This window comes from Thalassospira sp. MBR-102 (assembly GCF_040549275.1).
GTDB lineage: Bacteria > Pseudomonadota > Alphaproteobacteria > Rhodospirillales > Thalassospiraceae > Thalassospira > Thalassospira xiamenensis.
In genome coordinates, this window is the sequence record NZ_JBEPTC010000011.1 from 95,534 (window position 1) to 116,494 (window position 20,961).

General features: G+C 52.7%; 19 protein-coding genes. 8 read left to right on the forward strand and 11 right to left on the reverse strand.

Annotated elements, in window-relative coordinates; translation table 11 throughout:
- Window positions 1-177: 177 nt before the first annotated feature.
- Window positions 178-1,179 carry a Gfo/Idh/MocA family protein gene (locus ABIE64_RS17340; protein ID WP_071241242.1) on the forward strand — a complete coding sequence of 334 codons (1,002 nt, stop codon included), beginning with the start codon at window positions 178-180 and terminating at the stop codon, window positions 1,177-1,179.
- Between the two features lie 78 nt (window positions 1,180-1,257).
- Here ABIE64_RS17340 and ABIE64_RS17345 read toward each other — a convergent pair whose 3' ends face one another.
- Window positions 1,258-2,430 (reverse strand): aminotransferase, encoded by a 1,173-nt coding sequence (locus tag ABIE64_RS17345; RefSeq protein WP_071241241.1) that lies wholly within the window; start codon window positions 2,428-2,430, stop codon window positions 1,258-1,260.
- A 419-nt stretch (window positions 2,431-2,849) separates the two neighbouring features.
- Here ABIE64_RS17345 and ABIE64_RS17350 point away from each other — a divergent pair, with 419 nt between their 5' ends.
- From ABIE64_RS17350 to ABIE64_RS17360, 3 genes are all read left to right on the forward strand, one after another.
- Window positions 2,850-3,188, forward strand: a complete 339-nt coding sequence (locus ABIE64_RS17350) for a P-II family nitrogen regulator (RefSeq protein ID WP_007091888.1) — start codon at window positions 2,850-2,852, stop codon at window positions 3,186-3,188.
- 64 nt (window positions 3,189-3,252) lie between these two features.
- Window positions 3,253-4,662 (forward strand): type I glutamate--ammonia ligase, encoded by a 1,410-nt coding sequence (gene glnA / locus ABIE64_RS17355; protein WP_007091889.1) that lies wholly within the window; start codon window positions 3,253-3,255, stop codon window positions 4,660-4,662.
- 135 nt (window positions 4,663-4,797) lie between these two features.
- Window positions 4,798-6,588: a tetratricopeptide repeat-containing sulfotransferase family protein gene (locus tag ABIE64_RS17360; RefSeq protein ID WP_354378098.1), complete on the forward strand. Its 1,791-nt coding sequence runs from the start codon at window positions 4,798-4,800 to the stop codon at window positions 6,586-6,588.
- Window positions 6,589-6,632: 44 nt separating this feature from the next.
- On the opposite strand, the gene ABIE64_RS17365 is transcribed toward ABIE64_RS17360, so the two are convergent.
- Complete coding sequence (locus ABIE64_RS17365) at window positions 6,633-8,309, reverse strand: sensor domain-containing protein (protein ID WP_071241239.1); 1,677 nt, start codon at window positions 8,307-8,309, stop codon at window positions 6,633-6,635.
- Between the two features lie 155 nt (window positions 8,310-8,464).
- Window positions 8,465-8,806, reverse strand: coding sequence for a hypothetical protein (locus tag ABIE64_RS17370; protein ID WP_007091891.1), 342 nt, complete (start codon window positions 8,804-8,806; stop codon window positions 8,465-8,467).
- Window positions 8,807-9,003: 197 nt separating this feature from the next.
- On the opposite strand from ABIE64_RS17370, the gene ABIE64_RS17375 reads away from it, so the two are divergent.
- The 3 genes from ABIE64_RS17375 to ABIE64_RS17385 all read left to right on the forward strand — a co-directional run bounded on the left by ABIE64_RS17375 (window position 9,004) and on the right by ABIE64_RS17385 (window position 11,849).
- Window positions 9,004-9,408 (forward strand): OsmC family protein, encoded by a 405-nt coding sequence (locus ABIE64_RS17375; RefSeq protein WP_007091892.1) that lies wholly within the window; start codon window positions 9,004-9,006, stop codon window positions 9,406-9,408.
- A 140-nt stretch (window positions 9,409-9,548) separates the two neighbouring features.
- A complete protein-coding gene (locus ABIE64_RS17380; protein WP_354378099.1) occupies window positions 9,549-10,853 on the forward strand; it encodes an alpha/beta hydrolase in 1,305 nt (434 codons plus the stop codon).
- Between the two features lie 54 nt (window positions 10,854-10,907).
- On the forward strand, window positions 10,908-11,849 hold the full coding sequence (locus ABIE64_RS17385; protein WP_114094049.1) for an alpha/beta fold hydrolase: 942 nt from the start codon (window positions 10,908-10,910) through the stop codon (window positions 11,847-11,849).
- Window positions 11,850-11,866: 17 nt separating this feature from the next.
- Here ABIE64_RS17385 and ABIE64_RS17390 read toward each other — a convergent pair whose 3' ends face one another.
- Window positions 11,867-12,805, reverse strand: coding sequence for a helix-turn-helix domain-containing protein (locus tag ABIE64_RS17390; protein WP_354378100.1), 939 nt, complete (start codon window positions 12,803-12,805; stop codon window positions 11,867-11,869).
- Between the two features lie 140 nt (window positions 12,806-12,945).
- Here ABIE64_RS17390 and ABIE64_RS17395 point away from each other — a divergent pair, with 140 nt between their 5' ends.
- The gene (locus tag ABIE64_RS17395; RefSeq protein ID WP_354378101.1) at window positions 12,946-13,929 is read left to right on the forward strand and encodes a phytanoyl-CoA dioxygenase family protein; all 984 of its coding nucleotides are present in this window, start codon (window positions 12,946-12,948) and stop codon (window positions 13,927-13,929) included.
- A gap of 39 nt (window positions 13,930-13,968) precedes the next feature.
- Here ABIE64_RS17395 and ABIE64_RS17400 read toward each other — a convergent pair whose 3' ends face one another.
- The 7 genes from ABIE64_RS17400 to ABIE64_RS17430 all read right to left on the reverse strand — a co-directional run bounded on the left by ABIE64_RS17400 (window position 13,969) and on the right by ABIE64_RS17430 (window position 20,607).
- The gene (locus ABIE64_RS17400; protein WP_354378102.1) at window positions 13,969-14,952 is read right to left on the reverse strand and encodes an adenosine deaminase; all 984 of its coding nucleotides are present in this window, start codon (window positions 14,950-14,952) and stop codon (window positions 13,969-13,971) included.
- Window positions 14,953-15,017: 65 nt separating this feature from the next.
- Window positions 15,018-15,911, reverse strand: coding sequence for an aromatic amino acid exporter YddG (gene yddG / locus ABIE64_RS17405; protein ID WP_063095840.1), 894 nt, complete (start codon window positions 15,909-15,911; stop codon window positions 15,018-15,020).
- 110 nt (window positions 15,912-16,021) lie between these two features.
- Complete coding sequence (locus ABIE64_RS17410) at window positions 16,022-16,888, reverse strand: AraC family transcriptional regulator (RefSeq protein ID WP_354378103.1); 867 nt, start codon at window positions 16,886-16,888, stop codon at window positions 16,022-16,024.
- Window positions 16,889-17,034: 146 nt separating this feature from the next.
- On the reverse strand, window positions 17,035-17,751 hold the full coding sequence (locus tag ABIE64_RS17415) for a GntR family transcriptional regulator (protein WP_071241234.1): 717 nt from the start codon (window positions 17,749-17,751) through the stop codon (window positions 17,035-17,037).
- A gap of 53 nt (window positions 17,752-17,804) precedes the next feature.
- On the reverse strand, window positions 17,805-19,085 hold the full coding sequence (locus ABIE64_RS17420; protein ID WP_063095836.1) for a TRAP transporter large permease: 1,281 nt from the start codon (window positions 19,083-19,085) through the stop codon (window positions 17,805-17,807).
- A complete protein-coding gene (locus ABIE64_RS17425) occupies window positions 19,085-19,537 on the reverse strand; it encodes a TRAP transporter small permease (protein ID WP_071241233.1) in 453 nt (150 codons plus the stop codon). The genes ABIE64_RS17420 and ABIE64_RS17425 overlap by 1 nt, the downstream gene beginning before the upstream one ends.
- A gap of 89 nt (window positions 19,538-19,626) precedes the next feature.
- Entirely contained in the window at window positions 19,627-20,607 is a 981-nt protein-coding gene (locus ABIE64_RS17430; protein WP_071241232.1) for a C4-dicarboxylate TRAP transporter substrate-binding protein, read from the reverse strand.
- Between the last annotated feature and the right edge of the window lie 354 nt (window positions 20,608-20,961).

Sequence of the window (20,961 nt, forward strand, 5' to 3'; positions counted from 1 at the left end):
CCAATCCGCCCGAACAGGCCCCCACCCGTTTGAACATCTTGCGCGATGGGGCAAGTGGGCTAATTAAATCAATTCAATATATTGAACACGCCCGCCATTCCGGGCGAAATTAACACGGCGCGCAGACGCAAAACGGCCATGCGCGCCACAAAAGAGAAAACAATACGGAGTATCGGAATGAAGTGGGGCGTCATCAGCACGGCAAAGATCGGCACGGAAAAGGTCATTCCGGCCATGCAGGAAAGCGACAAGCTTGAAATCCTTGCCATTGCCGGACGTGATCTGGAAAAAACGCGTGAAACCGCCCAAAGTCTGCGCATTCCGCGCGCCTATGGCTCCTATGAGGAACTGCTGGCCGATCCGTCAATCGAAGCAATCTACAATCCCCTGCCCAACCACTTGCATGTCGAATGGACAATCAAGGCGCTGGAAGCCGGAAAACACGTGCTGTGCGAAAAACCCATCGGGCTTGACACCGAAGACGCCAAACGCCTGATCGCGGCCCGCGATAAAAGCGGCAAACACGTGCTTGAGGCCTTTATGGTTCGTCATCATCCGCAATGGCAGGAAGCGCGTCGGCTCGTCGAAAGCGGTCAGATCGGCACGATCAGCACGGTGCAAAGCATCTTTACCTATTTCAATGCCGATCCGAACAATGTGCGCAACAAAAAGGATATCGGCGGTGGCGGTTTACTTGATATCGGCTGCTACTGCATTGTCGGCCCACGCTATATCACGGGCAAGGAACCGGTGCGTGTGGTTTCCCTGATGGACAAGGATCCGAAATTCGGTACTGACCGTCTGGTTTCAGGCATACTCGATTTCGGAAGCGGCGTTCAGGCAAGCTTTGTTTGTGGCACACAGTCGGCCGCAGTGCAGCGTGTTCATATCCTTGGCACTGAAGGCCGGATTGAAATCATCATGCCATTCAACCCGGTGCCGGAAAATCCGGCAGTGATCAGGGTCGGCACGCAAAAACAACCGGGTTTTGACGAAGCACGCGAAATCAAATTCCCGATTGGCAACCACTATACCCTGCAAGGCGAGAACGCGACGGCGATCTTTAACGATGAAAGCCCGGTCGATTACCCGATTGAAGACGGGATTGCCAATATGCAGATCTTGGATGCGCTGGCCCGCTCGGCCCGCACAGGGAGTTGGGAAATGGTCAATTCCTGATCACGGTTGACAGCGTCCCCAAAAAAACAGGCCGAAGGCTAAAGTTCTCGGCCTGTTTCCCTTAAATGCCTTGCTTTTCTACCTTGCAAACGCCTTCTTCATCCGCTCAATCGCCTCGGACATTTTGGCTTCTTCCTTGCAGAAGCAGAACCGCACAAAATTGCGAACGCCGCCATCCTTGCCCTGATAGAACGCCGAAACAGGGATCGCCACAACACCGGCTTCCTTGATCATGATCTGACAAAACTCGACATCGTCGCAGTCATAGCCCAGCGGACGGAAATCGCAGGTGATGAAATAAGTACCCTGGGAGTCCAGAACACCAAAGCCGATTTCCCTCAAACCCTTCATCAGGAAATCGCGTTTGGCCTGCATTTCAGCAGTAAAACCTTCGAAGTAATCATCACCTTTGTTAAGGCCGTAGGCCACACCATGCTGCAACCCTGGCGGCACGGTGAAAACAAGGAACTGGTGCGCCTTTTTGATCGGCTCCATCAATTTGGCACATGCTGTGATGTATCCGATCTTCCACCCCGTCAGTGAGAATGTCTTGCCTGCTGATCCGATGCGTACGGTGCGATCATGCATACCGGGAAAAGTCATCAGCGGTTTGTGTTTGCGCCCGTCAAAGACAAGATGTTCATAAACCTCGTCACACAGTGCGATCACATCATGCTTGATGCACAGATCAGCAATGAATTGCAGTTCATCATCGCCATAGACCTTTGAACAAGGGTTCTGCGGCGAGTTTATCAGGATCAGCTTGGTTTTTTCCGAGAAGGCCGCTGCAAGTTCTTCGCGTGGCAGATCCCAGCTTGGCGGTGTGACACGTACCAGTTTGGGGATACCGCCCGCAAGCTTCACCATCGGAAGGTAGCTGTCATAAAGGGGTTCGATCAGGATCACTTCATCGCCGGGCGCAACAAGACCAAGGATCACATCAGCCAGCGCCTCGGTCGCACCGACCGCGACAAGGACTTCTTTCTTCGGATCGACCTCGATATCATAGAAACGCTTGTTATGGTCGGCGACCGCCTGAAGCAACTCCGGAACACCTGCCAACGGCGGATATTGATTGGACAGTTCCATCGTCGCCTTGGCCGCAGCTTCGCGAATATCAGCCGGACCGTCAGTATCGGGCGCTCCCTGCCCCAGATTGATGGCATTATGTTTCTGGGCCAGTTCGTTCATCACTTCAAAAATCGTGATGCCGCCTGAAGCGAAAAGAGGATTGCCGATAAATTCGGTCATGAGGCGTCCTTCTCTGGGTTTCAGTACCGGTCGGTGGAAACCGGTTTTTATCTGTCTGGTGGCGCAAATTATAAATCAGACAGGCAGATTATATGATCCATGCCCTGCCGTCATGATACGTGTTTTATGTATTTTCTGTCGCACGACGCAGGCAGATCAGGCAAGCACGGATCGCGGAGAACCTCGTTGACCTCTGCCATCTCACAATGTTTGCATAAATTTTAAACATTCTGCCTAAAAGACAATCAGATGCGATCAAGAAAATCTTAAAAACTTCATGGGTTTTGCTGGGTTTTCACGCAGAGACTCCTTAGAATGACCGCGCGGGCCAAAACTGGCACGGCCCGTGCAATTAACGCGGCAAAGCAATGGAGCTTTCCGAGTTCTACGCAACTCTCGCAAAAAGCAGAGGGCGCTTAATGAAAAAGATTGAAGCCATCATCAAGCCATTCAAGCTTGACGAGGTTAAAGAGGCCCTTCAAGAGATTGGCCTCAAAGGGATTACCGTTACCGAAGCCAAAGGCTTCGGCCGACAGAAAGGCCATACGGAGCTGTATCGCGGCGCCGAATATGTTGTGGACTTTCTGCCGAAGGTAAAGTTGGAAATCGTCGTTGAGGACACGCTTGTCGAGCGTGCGATTGAGGCAATCCAGCAAGCCGCTCACACCGGTCGTATCGGTGACGGTAAAATCTTCGTTTCCTCGCTCGAGGACGCGATCCGCATTCGTACCGGTGAACGGGGCAACGACGCGATCTAATCGGTCCGTTACCTGACATTGAACATCGTACGATCACTAATTTTGAGTTTTAAAGGGTTGCATCATGTCTGACGCTGCTTCTGTACTTAAGCTTATCAAAGAAAAAGGCATCCAGTTTGTCGATCTGCGCTTTACCGATTCCAAAGGTAAATGGCAGCACACCGCGCAGGACATCTGCACAATCGACGAAGACGTTTTTGTTGACGGCATCATGTTCGACGGTTCGTCGATCGCTGGCTGGAAAGAAATCAACGAATCCGACATGATCCTTATGCCGGATCCGTCGACCGCTGTTGTTGACCCGTTCACCGCGCAGCCGACCCTGATCATCGTTTGCGACGTTATCGAACCGGCCACTGGCCAGGGTTACGAGCGTTGCCCGCGTTCGACCGCGAAACGCGCACTCGCATACATGAAATCGGCCGGTATCGGCGACACCGCATATTTCGGTGCAGAGCCGGAATTCTTCATGTTTGATGACGTTCGCTGGACCACCGCTGGCGAAGGCATGGGTTATCAGCTGGACTCCGAAGAAGGTCCGTACAACACCGGCACCGAATTCGAAGGCGGCAACCGCGGCCACCGTCCGGGCCCGAAGGGCGGCTATTTCCCGGTACAGCCGGTTGACTCGGCCAACGACATCCGCGCCGAAATGGTCAACTACATCAACGAAATGGGCGTGCGTTGCGAAAAGCACCACCACGAAGTTGCACCGTCGCAGCACGAACTGGGTATCGCTTTCGGCACCCTGATCGAACATGCCGACGCCGTTCAGGTTTACAAATACTGCATCCACATGGTTGCACATCAGTATGGCAAAACCGCAACCTTCATGCCGAAGCCGGTCTTTGGCGACAACGGCTCGGGCATGCACGTTCACCAGTCGATCTGGCACGAAGGCAAACCGCTGTTCGCAGGTAACGGCTATGCTGACCTGTCTGACACCGCTCTGTACTATATCGGCGGTATCATCAAACACGCCAAAGCACTGAACGCTTTCACCAACCCGACGACCAACTCTTACAAGCGTCTGGTCCCGGGCTTCGAAGCACCGGTTCTGCTGGCATACTCGGCTCGCAACCGTTCGGCTTCCTGCCGTATCCCCTACACCGCATCCCCGAAGGGCAAGCGCGTCGAGATTCGCTTCCCTGATCCGCTTGCCAACCCGTATCTCGCATTTACCGCAATGCTGATGGCTGGCCTTGACGGTATCGAGAACAAGATCCACCCGGGTGATGCAATGGACAAAAACCTCTATGACCTTCCGCCGGAAGAGCTCAAAGAAGTTCCGACCGTTTGCCGCTCGCTGCACGAAGCACTTGACAGCCTCGACGCAGACCGCGACTTCCTGAAAAAAGGCGATGTGATGAGCGACGACCTGATCGACGCTTACATCGCCCTGAAAATGGAAGAAGTTATCCGCTTCGAACAGTCGCCGCACCCGGTCGAATTCGACATGTACTACAGCGGCTGATCCTTTCACCAGAAAGGACACATCGAACACGAAACGCCCGGCCATGTGCCGGGCGTTTTTGTTTGACCGACCGCCAGTTTTTCCATTGGTAACCGTGTTTACACACAGGACCTGCTCACAAGACCGGAAAAACTGATGTCAGATCAGGCAGCAACGGCACAAGACCGAGCTAAGCATAAGGCCATCGCCGCAATCCGAAATCAATGGCGCAACGGGCATCGCCGGACCGCGCGAAAGCTTTGTAATCAGCTTCTGAAAAATAATCCTGACCTGCCAGATGCCTTGCACATCAGTGCACTGATGCATCATCAGGATGGTAACGCGCTTGATGCCATTCGCGATCTTGAAAAGGCGTGCAACAGCCATGCCCCGCAAACTGTCTATTATACCGATTTATCCGCCATTCTGGCAGCGTCCGGCTACCTGGTACAGGCAAAAACCGTTCTTATACAGGCGCTCAAACGCAAGCCACTTGATCCAAAGCTGCTGCTGCAAATGGGCATTTTGCTGACCGGCAACAACGAAGCACGACAAGCTGTATCCTTTTTGAAACGCGCGATTGCACTTGCACCGTCTGAATGGCTTGCATGGAATGCAATGGGTGCTGCCAGTCTCACCCATGATGATCTTGAAACAGCGATCCGGCATTTCCGAACCGCTGGAAGGCATGCACACGAAGCCGGTCATATAGACGGCTATTTGGATACACGGATCAGCGAAGGCGAATGCCTTAAAGAATTGGGACAAATCGACGCGGCTCGTACGATCTTCGAAGACGTCCTTTCCAAACACTCTGGCCACATACGCGCATGGCATTGCCTGACACTGATTGGCAGGGTTGCGATGGATCACCCATCGCGAAAGGTTATGATCAACAAAGCCAGATCACAGTCATTCAAGGGTCTGCCCGCCGGGCAAAAGGAATTGTTGCTGTTCAGTCTTGCCAAAACCCATATGGAAAATGGCGAAGTAGAAGCCGGGATGGAAACACTGAGCGAGGCCAACCGTATCAAGCGCCAGAACATTCAGTATTGCACGCAAACCATTGAAAACGTTTTTGACATCACAAAGAGAGCCTTTCCGGCTGAACGATTTTCCAACGTGCGAAAACCGGCTGAAAAAAGCGACCAACCGCAGCATGTTTTCATTGTCGGCATGCCTCGATCGGGCACGACACTGGTCGAACAAATTCTGGCATCGCATCCGGAAATATTTGGCGCAGGCGAACTCGACACGCTCGGCCATCATCAGGATGCCATGATCGAACATCAGGTCAAACACGGTCAATTGCTGGACGAGGTCCTTAAATTCAGCGACGCATTCATTCAGACAATCGGCACCGTCTATCGCAACGAGGCACTAGAAAGGACAAAGGCCGTATCCGGAACGACGGATATTAGCAATTTCAAACGTATCATCGACAAAATGCCAGCCAACTTTACCCGGGCCGGGTTGATCGTCCTGATGCATACAGACAGCCGCATCATTCATTGCCGCCGCGATGCAATGGACACCTGCTTTTCCTGTTATAGCCGCCGTTTCGGCAGTGCGCAGAATTTCAGCTACGATCAGGAAGAACTGGGGGCCTTTTACAACAGCTATCTGAAATTCATGGATCACTGGCGAAGTATCCTGCCGGCACATCGTTTTATCGAAGTGAACTACGAAGACATCATCAATGATCTTGAAGGTCAGGCCCGTCGCCTTGTCGCATTCACCGGGTTGCCCTGGAATGAAGCCTGTTTGACCTTTCATAAAACCAAACGCCAGATCCGAACCCACAGCACATTACAGGTCCGAAAACCGATATATCGTGACAGCATGGGCGCATGGCAGCCCTATGCGAAATATCTGGGCCCGCTTATGAACAAGCTGGGCATTTGCGAAAATGCAGATGTCGGCCAACAAAGGAAAAAGGCGGGATGATCACATCACCCCACCCAAATTCCACTTGAGCAAACCAATCAGACCTAGACAGTATCATCCCTGTGCAAATCGGGTTCAAGCTCTGGCCGATAGAGACAGGCCCGCCCCTTGCCGGCTTCTTTGGCCTCATACATGGCCTTGTCAGCACGGCGCAATTGCTCGGTCATGTCGCAATAGCCTGCGTCGAAAACGGTAAAGCCAATCGATGCACCAATATCACAACGATTCCCTTCCCACATATAGGGTTTGGAAATCTCGGCAATAATGTCATCGGCCAGTGCTGCCATTTCCTTTTCATCACCTTTATTAATGAAAAACAGGGTAAATTCATCACCGCCCAGACGCGCAACTTCCTCCGCCCGACGGGCAACACGCTTGAGCCGCTTTGCCGTTTCAACCAGAACCCAATCGCCAGCACCATGCCCCAATGTATCGTTCACGGTCTTGAAGCCATCAAGATCAAGCAGGAAGATTGACGCTGGCGTATCCGTACCGCGCAAGACAGTTTCACATTGTGAAAGCTTCTGCATGTAACGCGCACGGTTTGCCAGGCCGGTCAGTTCGTCGTTATTTGCCTTGTTCTGCAGCTCACGTGCGGCAAGCTTCTGCTTGGTGATATCACTTATCCACCAGAGCACAGATTCCTGCCCCTCAAATGTCAGCGGCTCCATGGATGCCTTCAACCAGCGTGCATCTGAATCTGCCGGACGGCGAATGCGTAATTCCACATCCTGCAATTCGCCAAGCATATCCATATCCTGAAGACTTTTTTCTCGGTATCGCTCCGAAAGAAGCACGGTGTCCGTTGGCACCGTTCCATCACTATCAAGAGACAGAAGAGTCTCGAACATCTTGTTATAAAACTGGAATTCCCCGCCATCCCGGTTGGAAATACCAACGCCGATTGGTGCCTTTTCCAAAAGCCCTGTCAGACGTTGTGCTGCCGCGGCGACTTCGGCCTGTGCCTGTTTTAGCGATGTCACATCAATCAACGAGCCAATCGTACCGGCAATTGCGCCACTTGGCCCCTTCAGGCTGGCGGCGGCAAACAATGCGGATTTTTCGACACCGTCCATTTCGAAATCAATTTCATGACGCACATTGCCTTCTGATTTCAGCAACGGCGCCTCGTAATCGAAAATGCGGCTAACAAGCGGTGCCGGGGCCACATCGGCGAATTTGCCGCCAATCACCTTTTTGGGATCCTGCCCCAGCAACTCGGCAAAAGCATCATTACAACGGTTGATCACACCATCCAGATTCTTGAGGTAAACCGGGATAGGCAACACATCGATCAGATGCTGGATGAAAATCTTGTGATCGGCCAATGCCTTGGCAAGTTCTTCTGCCTTGCCAGCCTCGCGAAAGACCAGTGCGGTCACACCTTCGGGACCTTCGGCCTTACGCCACGTAACCTTTCTGCCATTCATTTGAAAGGCTGGCAAATCGGCCTTGGCATCCTTTCCAGAAATGAGGCTAAGCGCTTCGCGTGCCGCACCGACACTGTCGCCAGACGAAAATTCTGCATTTTTGGCAAGAAAAGCAAGGAACTGCTTGATTTCGGTTCCTTCTCGCAAGGCCGACTTCGATGCGTTAAAAAGGTTAACCGCAACCAAATTGGCATGGGCGATTTTCAAATCGGACGAACCGATGAATATAATGCCGTCACGCGATAGTGCTGCTGTGGCGACAATGTCTGGAGCAATTGACAATACACGCACGCGCCGCTTTGCGACGCACTCCCTTTCCCGTGTTATCTATAATGCCCCAAAACCATCGGATTTTATTACCAAGGCCGCTTAGCAGGCCTTTTTCAAAGCTCTTATTCCATACGTAAGTATATGACAAGCTTAGTCTTGCGACCATAGCCAATGCGTCACGATTTTTTATCGCCGACCGGCAGGTCAATATATCCCCGATCAATGCAATGTTCGAGTTCACGCGCAGCCGCAAGCATTTCCTGATAGCTCTCACGAAGAAGTTTAAGCTTCGCCAGTTCTTCGGCCGTCGGATGATTGTCGTTGCGATCTGCACTGAGTTTGAAGGCATATTTCAGATAGTCGGCACGCAACTTGGCAACATTGATAATAAGCGGCAAAGCCGTATCGACGCTCATATCAGGGATCGCAGGACTGATGACTTCATGGTTCACTTCACGCAAAACATGCTCCATAGCCATCATGAAACGGCTTTTGCTGCGTCCGGCATCCTGCGTCATGATTTACCCTCCTTGGCGATAACGGTCTGGAATGACATACATTATCTCCTGTTAAGGTAAAAACTCCTATAACAGTTTTACACCCCTGCACTTGATGTTTTTCAACCTTTAACTGCCTTATGTGATCACGGCTTGCGCGAACCGGTCAGGCAGGCTAGACGATGAAGCATGCAATTCTCGAGACAAGGAACCCGATCATGGAAGCACGCGTAAAGTGGCTTGAAAATCTGACCTTCACCGGCACCAGCGGCTCTGGCCACGGCGTTGTCATGGATGGCAACCGTGACACCGGCTTTGGTCCGAGCCCGATGGAGATGCTGCTTCTCGGTCTGGCAGGATGCTCGTCGATTGATGTCGTGCATATCCTTCAGAAAGGCCGCGAGAAAATCATTGATGTCCAAGCCGATGTCAAAGCCGAGCGTGCGGAAACCGACCCCAAGGTCTTCACGAAAATCCACCTGCATTTCAAGGCCAAGGGTGAAAACCTGAACGAAGCCAAACTGGCCCGTGCGGTTGAACTTTCAGCCGAGAAATATTGCTCGGCCTCAATCATGCTGTCGAAGGCGGCCGAAATCACGCATAGCTGGGAAATCATGGAATAAGCCAGCTTTCGGGCGTGTTCTGCCACCGATTTCAAAGCGGTCCGTTACGGGCCGCTTTTTTGTTGGTCGCGTCATAATGCAGCCTGAGTTAGAGTTTATCGGACAAGCCACCACACCGAAACGAAACGGGGAAGCATTCCATGTCCGCAAACGGCCTTTTGCGTTCGACACTTGTCGCTATGACCATTCCGGCGACGATTGCACTGTCGGGATGCATTTTCGAAGACCCGCAACATGATCCGTCCGGCCTTGCCATTGGTGCCCCCGCCGAGAACCAATCATTTGACGATTATGTCCAGAAAACCCGCGAACAGCTTCGCACGGCACTTAAAGCAAAGCGCTTTGACAAGGAAGCTGCGCCATTTGGCCAATACGATCTTGACCAGGTGGTCGCGATGCGTGCCCCTTTCGCATCCGGTCCGAACAAAGCGGCTTGCGATGCGGCGGGCAATGACACGGCACATGGCAAAGATGTCGGTTTCCTGATGGTACATGGCCTGACAGACAGTCCGTTTCTGATGACCGATGTGCGCGATACGTTGCAATCCAAATTCCCATGCGCGACCTTCCATGGCCTGCTTCTTCCGGGGCATGGCACCGTCCCAGGTGATTTGGTTGACGTCAGTTACGAGGACTGGATCAAAACAGTGCGTTATGGCATGGACGGGTTCGCAAACGGCACCGACCATGTCATCACCATTGGCTATTCGATGGGGGCGGCCCTGATCGGGCGCGAATTTGATGCCCGTCGCCGCGATCCACGGATGACGGCAATGGTTTTACTATCGCCGGGCTTTGCTGCCAAAAGCGATCAGGCATGGCTGACACCCTATGCCCGTTATGTCCAAAGCTGGGTTGGCAAAGGTGAAAACAGCGATGCTGCCAAATATGGTTCGATGGCAATGAATGCCGCGGCGGAATTTCATCTGCTGACTGAACCCTATCGCGATGGCACCATGGATACGTTCAATATCCCCGTCTTCATGGTGGCCAGTTCCGATGACCACACGGTTGATCCCTTACTGGCGGCCGACTTCTTCTGCAACAAGGTCACAAATGATAACAAGCGCCTGATCTGGTATCAGGGCGAAGAACACCTGATTGACGAACATCCTTTGTGCGAGGGTGTCGACATTGTCAAATCTGCGGCTCCGGACTGGCGGACGCTTAATCATGCCCATACTGCCATTACCATGCATCCCGATAACCAGCATTACGGTATGGATGGCATTATCCGTCGATGCGACCATTACGACGAGCAAAGTGCCAACAGTAAATGCCAGACCAGCAGTGATGCGGTTTATGGTGAATTGAATCTGTCGGATTCCGCGTCCCCGGGGAGTCTGCGGCGCGGAACCTTTAACCCCGACTTTGTCAGTATGCTCGACAAAATGACCCATTTCATCGAAGTGTCACTGGAAGTCCCGGGAAAGACCGCAAATTGATGAACAGTTTGCACAACTGATCATCGCCTGCCGCCATAAGAAGCACGCACAGACATGACCTTTGCCATTGATCGATTTACCGGACGAAGCGGCCTGACATTTCGTTATGCCTTGCATTCGCCTGAAAATGCCGTTGGTCATGTCCTGATCCTTCAGGGGCGCGGCGAGTTCATCGAACGCTACGGCGAAACGGCACATGAACTTGCCGAACGCGGGCTTGGCTGTGTCACTTTCGATTTCCGCGGACAGGGCGGATCAACCCGCGAAGTCACCGAAAGCCATATGGGTTATGTCCGCGATATCGCCCATTATATCGAAGATACGCATGATGTGCTTTCGCACCTGGCCGATCATTACAATATCCACTGTGATCTGCTTCTGACCCACTCGACTGGCGGGCTGGTGGGCATGCACATGCTGCTTGAAAAACCGTCCCTGTTTGAAAGCAGCGTCATGATCGCCCCATTTTTCGGGCTTGGTGGGCCGGACTGGATCGCACTTGCCGCGCAGTTTTTGTCAGCCGGACTGTGCCGATATGGTTTCGACAAGCAATTCCTGCCAGGACAAAAGCTGCTGTCACCATTGCAACCCTTTGGCGATGATAATCTGCTGACGTCGGATAGGGCGCGCTACGAACGCAACGTCACCTGCCTGCAAGATAACCCTGATCTGGTGGTTGGTGGCGTTTCGGCGGGATGGCTTGATGCCTGTTTCAGGGCACAGGCGGAATTATCCCAGCGTATTGTACCGGATAATAATTTTGTGACCTCGCCCCTGCCCCCGATTACGATGATTCTGTCAGGAAACGATCAGGTGGTCAGCAACCGCACCACACAGGAACTGTTTGGCGATCATCCATCGGTTGCAATGGTCGAAATCCCCGAAGCCCGCCATGAAGTCCTTCAGGAACGCGATGTTTTCCGAAACCTTTTCTGGCAGGCATTTGACCAGCATCTGGCAACCAATCATACCGACTTGCCCCTGCCTCGTTTCTAATAGGCGCGTCTTCCTTCTCAAACCGACTGCAACATTCCCTTGTCAAACCGTTCACGCCGGAACCGGCTGGGCGACATGCCGCGATGACGGGCAAATTGCCGATTGAAATGCGACAGGTTCTGAAACCCGGATTCCTCCGCCACCCGATAAATCGGCAAATCGGACGACAGCAGCAACGACACCGCCCGCCCCAACCGCAATCCCATTAGATAATCCTGAATGCTTGACCCTGTATGACGTTTGAAAAAACGGCGCAGGGTCCGCTCGCTCATGCCGGTCTGCTCGGCAATTTCAGCACTTCCGGTTTGTTCGACATAGTGCGAATGCAAAATATCCAGAACCCGACCAAGCCGGGTTGCCTCATGATAATCGGGCACCGTCGCGTCAAACCGTTCGGACGCAAGCGGTATCCGTTCCTGCGCATCCAGCAAAATCCGCAATACTTCTATCAGCAACAATAACCGGTCGGCCGGATCGCCTATATCAAACCGGTGTGTGAAGGCCGCAACCTTTCGTGCTGATAGGGTATCGAACTTCACACCCCGCCGTGCATCTGTCAGGACAGGTCGCATCCGCGCAAATTCCGGCATGGTTTCACAAACATTATTGATCCAATCGGCCGTAAACCAGAACACAAAGGCCTGATGTGGCCGTTCACCCGGCTTTGCCTGCAAATCAAGATCATAGGCTCCCATATCGATTTTCCCGGATGCTGGCGGGGCCGCATTGTGCGAATGCCATGTATGGGGCAGGTTCGGGCCCAGCAAGACCAGATCATCGTCACCGTAAGAACCGATATGATCCCCGACATAACGCTGTCCCTTGCTTCCAAGCGTCAGGGTCAGTTCGTATTCCGGATGAAAATGCCACTCGAACGGGATCGCACGCAGGTTCCGATGCAAGCCACGCCAAGACCGATCCGGTGCAATTTTCACATGTTCGAACAGCAGTTTCATTCAAATACCCGCTTATACGGCTATCAAAATCGATTACTTTGGCCGAATAGTATCATGTTATGTCCGCCCTGTCAGTGGGCGCGACCATCGCGGCCCTCTAGAATGGTTCCAACATCATGAACCATGCGGGAGGAAAAATCATGAGCATGCTGGCAAACGCAACTACGGCGACAATGGCCCCGACCGGCCCGAATGCAAACCGGCCGGGCAATGCCTCGGTCAAGGAAGTCACCGGCACGCAATTGCGTGATCTTGAAAAAACGCTGCCGCTGCGTGTGCTGTCGGATGCAGACTCCAAACACTGGCAGACCTATGGCTATGTTGTTGTAAAAAATGCCATCCCGCAGGAACAGATCAAGGCCACTGTCGATTTCCTTTGGGAATTTCAGGAAATGGATCCGAATGATCCAGCAAGCTGGGCCCGGCCGCAAATGCGCGACCATGCCATGACCGAACTGAACAATTCCGGCATGGTCGAAGCCTATCATCATCAATCAATGTGGGATAACCGTCAGACGCCGCGGATTTATGACGCGTTTGTCGATATCTGGGATCGGACCGATCTTTGGGTATCGATTGATCGCGCCAACCTTAATACGCCCAATGTCGGCACGCGTGCCTTTGATGGTTTCATTCATTGGGACGCCGATACCAGTCAGGTCCCGCTGCCGATCAATGTGCAGGGCGTTTTATCGTTGGTCGATACCAATGATGATATGGGTGGGTTCCAGTGCGTACCGGACCTGTTTGCCAATTTCGCCGAATGGCTTGCCACCGCGCCAAAGTACCGTGACCCGTTCCGGCCGGACATCGCCAATATTCCGTATGAACCCAAACGCATCCCGATGCAGGCGGGCGATCTTCTGATTTTCAATAGCCTGCTTGCACATGGCATTCGCGCCAACCGGTCCAACCAGACCCGCGTTGCGCAATATATATCCATGGCCCCGGCAACGCCCGAGGAACAGGAACTTGTTGATTGGCGGACCAAAAGCTGGTCGGAACGCCTGCCGGCATGCGGTCACGCCTTCCCGGGTGACCCGCGCAATTGGGAACAGACGCGCTATGAACGCGCAAAGCTGACACCGCTCGGTGAAAAGCTTCTGGGTAAAGTTGCCTGGTAACAGAACAAAAAACGCCCCGGATTTCTGGGGCGTTTTGTATTAGTTCGCATCAAGCTTTGCGATCAGTATGGCTTTCGTGTCCGCATCCACAAAGGCCGCCTCAAGGGCGGTACGCGTTATACCACGAAGCTCATTCTCGCTAAAACCAAACACATCTTTAGCGCGCTGATACTCCTCGGCCAATGTTGTGTGGAAGAACGGCGGATCATCTGATCCCAACGTCACCTTAACCCCGGAATCATAAAGCCTGCGCAAAGGGTGGGATTCGTAATCCGGATATACAGACAGGGCAATATTCGATCCGGGGCACACTTCCAGAACAATGCCGCGTTTCACCAGTTCTTCGACCAGTTTCGGGTCTTCGATGGATCGCACACCATGCCCTATTCGGGTCACCGGCAATTTGTCGATTGCATCCCACACACTTTGCGGACCTTCAACTTCACCGGCATGCGTTGTACATCCAAGCCCGGCATCGGCGGCAATTTTATAGGCCGGGTAAAACGCTTCCTGCGAAAACATGCTTTCATTCCCGCCCATGCCAAACCCGACAATATAGGGATGACCACACGCAACCGTATCAGTCGCCACATCAACCGCCTTTTCCGGGCCGATATGGCGAACGCAGGTCATGATGATCCGTCCGATAATTCCGGTTTCCTTCCCGGCACGGTCAATCCCCTCGGCAACACCATTCAGATGATCATCAAAGGAAATGCCACATTCCAGTGCATGTGACGGCGAACAGAAAATCTCGACATAAAGCGCCCCCGCTTTGGCCTGTTCGCACAGATACCAATGCGTCAGATCGGCATAATCCTTACCGGTACGGATTGCCGCACTCGCCCTGTCAAAACTGCCCAGAAATTCGGGGAAGTTTGACCAGATATACCGATCCTGATCATCATAAATCCCGTCCGGAAGTCTAATACCGTTGCGGGCGGCGAATTTGCGCACCAATGCAGGGGTCAACGCACCTTCCATATGCAGATGCAATTCGGCCTTGGGAATATGCTGTGTCATTTCTGGCGCTCCGGATTTTCTTATTTTCTTTCCTGATCCAGTTCTAGCGCCAACAAGGCCCTAGGTCACGCAACAACCGTTTTCCGTCGCAGCATTTTTATCGAAGCCAAAAGCGCGCCACCAACAATCAAAAGGCACCCCGCGATCACGGTCGGGCTTGCTTCGGCTTTGCCAAAACCGATCAGCAGGATCGTGCTGAGTAACGGTGCACCATAAGACGCGACACCCAGAACCTGAATATCGCCATGCTTGGTGCCATAATCCCAGACAAAGAAAGCAACCCCGACCGGGCCAAGCCCAAGCCCGATAATCGCAAGCCATTGCCCGGCATCCGGCATGACCCAGATTTCAGTCACGCCGTGTGTTATGAAACCCAATAACGCCGCACCGGCACAAAATCCGCAAACGGCTTCAACAGGAACATCGCGATAGCGCCGGTTCAAAACCGAATATCCCGACCACAGGATAGAGCAAACCATTGCCGCGCCATAGCCAAGGCCATAGGCCGGATCAAAATCAAACCCATGCCCTTTGGTCACCAGAACCGCAGCCCCGCAAAGTCCCAGAACCGCACCGGCAATGTGATACCAGCGCAATCGTTCGCCGGGCAGAAGTGCAGAAAACAGGACAATAAAAAGTGGCCACAGATAGGCAATCAGACTGGCATCAACCGCGGGCGCATTGGCCAAGGCTACGAAATAGAAAAAGTGATACCCAAACAACCCGCCAACTCCAAGCACCCAGGCACCAACCGGTTGCCTCAATGCCTGAAATGCCGCCAACCCGCCGCGCGCGATCCAGATAAAGCTGAAAATGGCCGCAACGGAGAAACAAAGACTGACCAGTTGAAAAGGCGGGATGGCACTGACTTCTGTTGTAAATAACGCCAGCAAGGCCCAAAGCACAATGGCAATACCACCAATCATGGTGGCCTTTGTACGGTGATCAAGCAAAGTCATGAAACCATCCCGAAGTTCAACTAATCGCATCGGTGATCAAAGCAGGTCGGGATGAAAACGTCTTTGCCGAAACTCCGGATTTCATTAGAATGAGATAAACCCGGAGGCCTTTAAGGTCGGCGGCGAAGCACGATCGGCGCATGTCCGAACCGCCGGGAAAAGGCGCGGGAAAACGCACTTTGATCGGTAAAACCGACCTCGCGCGCAATATCGCCAAGCGGCATTTTATTTTGCGGATCATTCAGCATTGCGTAGGCACGCTGTAATCGTTGTTCGCCAAGCCAGCGCATCGGCGTTGTACCCAGATGCTTTTGAAACGCCGCAAATAACGCGCTTTCCGATTGCGCGGTAATCTTCGCCATTTCAGTAACCCCGACCGGTTCGGAAAGGCGCAGTTCAATCCAGGCAAGCAGGCGCTGCAATCGCATCGGGATCATGCTGCCTGCGTCGGCTTTGTCAGTTTGCGTGGCTGCTGAATGGCACAGAACTTCGCCTAAAGTTTTGCAAACAAACGCGTCATCGGCAAAGGTGTTTTCGCACACAGCAATTCCCGCCACATGACGCAATGACAAATTTTCAGATTGCAGGCTCCCCTGCCCATCCGGCGAAAATCGCCGTATGCGCGATATCAAACGCTTTTGCTCAAGTCCTTGCAAAAGACCTGTCAAATGCCCGGCATAGCCAGCCCCGACTTCAAGATAGGGTGACGCGCCCGCCTGATACCAAAACCGTTCAAGCCCGGTTTGCGCCGCAAGATCGATATCGACATCAAGCACAAGAAAACGGTTCATCCCCAACGCCCGATAGGCATGGGTATCGCCCGCCGGAACAAACGCCAGCCTGCGGCCCGAAACACAGCCACCGCGCCCCTCGACCTCAAGCTCGAGCATGCCAAGATCAGCAATGATGATCTGGTGGAAATCGTCGTGGCTGTGGCTGGCGGCTTCAGACCGATACTGGCGAAAACTTGTTTGCATTTCTGTTCCTGTTCAAGAGCCACAGGATATGCGATTGCCGCAGTTCCGCAAAGCCCCTCGACAGCCGATACCGGCACAAACAAAATCAGCAAGACGTTTATTAAAAACGCCTTGCTGATTGGTCGCCCGGGAGGAAGGCCAAAACCTTATGAAAACAGTTCCCTGTTTTCTTCAACGATCTGTGGCAAACGTTCCATGGTTCCCGAAAGATGCTGCCGCATTTCCGAACTGGCCAAATTACCATCACCGGACTGGATCGCGGCAATTACCGCCTTGTGACCTTCAAGCACCGAAAGCATTTTACCCGCACGCGGCAGATCAAGCATCCGAACGCGCGCCAGATGACCACTGCGTGCCGTCACCTGCACATGCAGGTTGGATTGATTGACCCCATTGAAAAGAGCCGCATGGAACGTCTCATCCAACTGCTTGAACAGATCAATCTGTTCGATATCACCCGCAAGGGCTTCCTGCATTTTGATGATGCCCTTGGCTTTGACAATGGCAGCAGTTTCCCCCATTTCCGCCAATTGCCGTACCACCTCGCATTCCGCAGCAACACGCAGAAAATGCTCCTCGCGGATACGGGCAACATCAATCTTGGTCACCACGGTTCGCGACTGGGGATAGGATGCAACCAACCCATCCTGTTCCAGACGCATGATGGCTTCACGCACCGGTGACTGGCTGACTTTGAAACTGTCCGCCAGTTCTGCCCGAACCAGTGTTGTTTCAGGCGGAAGGACAAGCGAAATGATCCGGCTTCTCAGTTCCTCATAAACAAGTGCCGAAGCAGGAACATGCGCATTGGCTTTCATCGCGCTATCATAAACAGGCATGAGACCGCCCATGAATGTATTCATTTTCACTCAACTCCCGGCAATTGCGCATGTGCCTGCATCCCTTGGTCCCTTCATTACATCAATGCGTTGGGCAATAACAACGTCAAGCTTGGCACTGCCGCCATCAGAACGAAAAATACCACCATCGCAATGAAGAACGGGATCGATGCCCGGGTATAAGCCCCGGTTTTGACATCCAGAATGCCACAAACCGTAAACATGATGACCCCGACCGGTGGTGTTAAACCGCCAAAATTGATCAGGGTCACGATCAAAATCCCCATATGGACCGGGTCATATCCGGCATTGACCAGAACCGGCATGACAATCGGCGTGACAAGAAGGATGTTGGCCGCTCCTTCAAGGAACATGCCGCTGATCACAAGAACCGCGACAACAAGCGTCAGGATCAGAACCGGGTTTTCGGTAAGCGTTGTGACAAACTCGGTAATCTGCTGGGGTGCGCGCTCAATGGTCATGGCATAGCCCAGAACCGCCGCCATAATGATCAGCAACATCACCATGCCAAGATCGGAAACAGAGCCGGTCACCGCTTCGTAAAGCTTTTTGCGGTCCAGTTCCCGATAAACAAAAAATCCGACACAAAGCGCATAGAAAACAAGGAACGCGCCCGCCTCGGTCGCGGTAAACAGACCAAAGCGGAAGCCGACAATCAGAATGACCGGAAATGCCAACGCCCAGATGCTTTCCGAAAAGCTCGACCAAAGCTCTTTTCCACTCGGCACCTTTGGCAGGTCGGGTTTATAGCCGTTCTTATGCGCGACAAACCAGGATGTGATCATCAGGACAATCGTCAGGAAAATACCGGGCAGAACACCGGCCAAAAACAGGCGACCGATCGAAACTTCATTCACAAACCCAAACAGGATCAGTCCGATGCTTGGCGGAATGGTTGCGGTGATAACCGACCCGAAGGCCAGAACCGCAGCCGTTGATGCCTTGGAATAGCCCTGCTTGATCATGCTGGGCCCCAGAAGGCGCGCTTCCATCGAGGCATCAGCAACGGCCGACCCCGAAATCCCGCCCATCATGAAGCTTAGAACGATGGATACCTGTGCCAGCCCCCCGGCCATCCAGCCGGTCAGCAAACGGGCAAACTTGACCAGACGGAACGTAATCCCCGTCACATTCATCAGGTTTCCGGCAAGAATGAAGAACGGCACAGCCAAAAGCGGAAAGCTTTGTGTTGCCGTTACCATTTTCTGGATCACCACGGTTGGCGGCATGGCCCCGGTCAGAATGAAGACCGGCACCGAAGCAAGCGCCAGGGCAAAGGCGACAGGCATTCCAATGACCAGAAAAACCGTAAATAGTACCGCAATCAGTATGAGCATCAGAACTGCCCCCTGCTTCGAATTCGTTCGATAAGCTTAAACACCATGGTCCGCATCAAAAGGATCAGACCGACAACCATCGAAGCATGGATGTAAGAGGCATGGATTTGCGTTGCGCCGACAAGACGGGGATGCATCAAAATCATGTTGCCCCACGCGTAATACAGCAGAAACGCAAGGAACCCGATGATCACGACGATATTGAACAATTCGACGAGATCGCGTGCTTTGGGGGATATGTTGTCCTGCAGGATCTGAAGACCGAAATGCCGGTTTTCCTGCATGCCAATGTCAGCTGCCAGCATGCAAAGCCAGACGAAAATAAGCTGGGCCATTTCAATTGACCAGATAATCGGGGATCCCACCGCCCTGGCAATTGACGCAACGCCCACCAGAACGACAATTGCAACAAGCAGAATCCCGGCACAGGCAAACTCAATTTGCTTGAGCATGTATTCCATTCCATCTTGAAGATTGATGTGCGTTGCCCCGCATGCGGAACAACGCACATTCGCAAGGCACGTTTACCGTTACCGGAAAATCAGCGACCGAGAACTTTATTGACGATAGCGGCCTCGGCTTCGAGATCAAGCTGCTTGTAAACCGGCTTTACAGCTTCCTTGAATGGTGCAAGGTCAACTTCGCTGACCTCAACCCCGCTTGCGGCAACATCTTCAAGGGCCTTTTCGCCAAGCTCGATGGTTAGCTGCGACGCATAACGACCGTCCTCGACCGCAAGATCGCGTACAATCTTCTGATTTTCAGGAGAGATTTCATCCCATGCCTCGGCACCAACAACCAGCGCGGTCACGAGCTGGATATGGCCGGTTTTGGTCACATTCTTGATCACTTCGTAAAGTTTGGCATTCCAGATTGCGGTCGGCTGGGCTTCGGCACCGTCAATCGTGCCAAGCTGAAGGGCGGTGTATACTTCGCCCCATGCAATCGGGGTCGGTTCGGCACCCATTGCGCGGATGGTTTCAATCCACACAGGCGCACCGATTGTCCGCATGCGAACACCGGCAAGATCGGCCGGACTTTTCACCGGTTTCTGTGTCAGGGCGTGGCGCGCCCCCTGATACCAGTTCGATGCAATCATCACGAGACCGGATTTCTCGCGAAGTTCATCACCCCAGGCGATATATTCATCCGAAAGGGCAAATTTATCGGCCTGCTCATAGGTATCAAACAGGAATGGTGCCGACATGATCGCCAGCGACGGAACGAAACTTGAAAGACGGGCGACATCGGTAACCGTTCCAATCGCGGCACCCGCACGCGCCTGATCGATCATTTCGGTGGTGTCACCCAGCTGGGAATTGTGGAAAACCTCGATAATAACGTCGCCATTGGTGGCTTTTTCGACATCAAGCTTGAACTTCTCAAGCCCCAGCCCCATCGGGTCATTTGGCGCCAGAACCGTTCCGATACGAAGCGTCGTTGCAGCCGTCGCAGGCATGCCCACAGCAAGCGCCCCGGCAAGTACAGCACAGATTCCGAGTGTTTTCGCAGTAAATTTCATTATGGAAGTCCTCCCGTTGGATTGGCATTTTGCCATTAATTGATATTTTAGTTTGTTTGAAATTTTAGATACCTCTGATCAATCTTGTCAATCTATTTTTCAACTTGTAAAAATTATTAAAAATCAAAAGCTTAATTGAAAATTTTAATTCCAGACGCTGAAACTTGTAATCAACCGGGAAATGATCTTTGACCTATCGGGGACGCAAAATCAGAAATTGGCCGCCGTCGAATGTGCGTAAAATCCGATCATATTTGGCAGGCAGGTACGACCTCGACCGACATTCAGGCTTTTTTTGCCACACCCAAATCCCATATGCTTTAATGAAGGAAGCCATTATCTTACAAGATGATG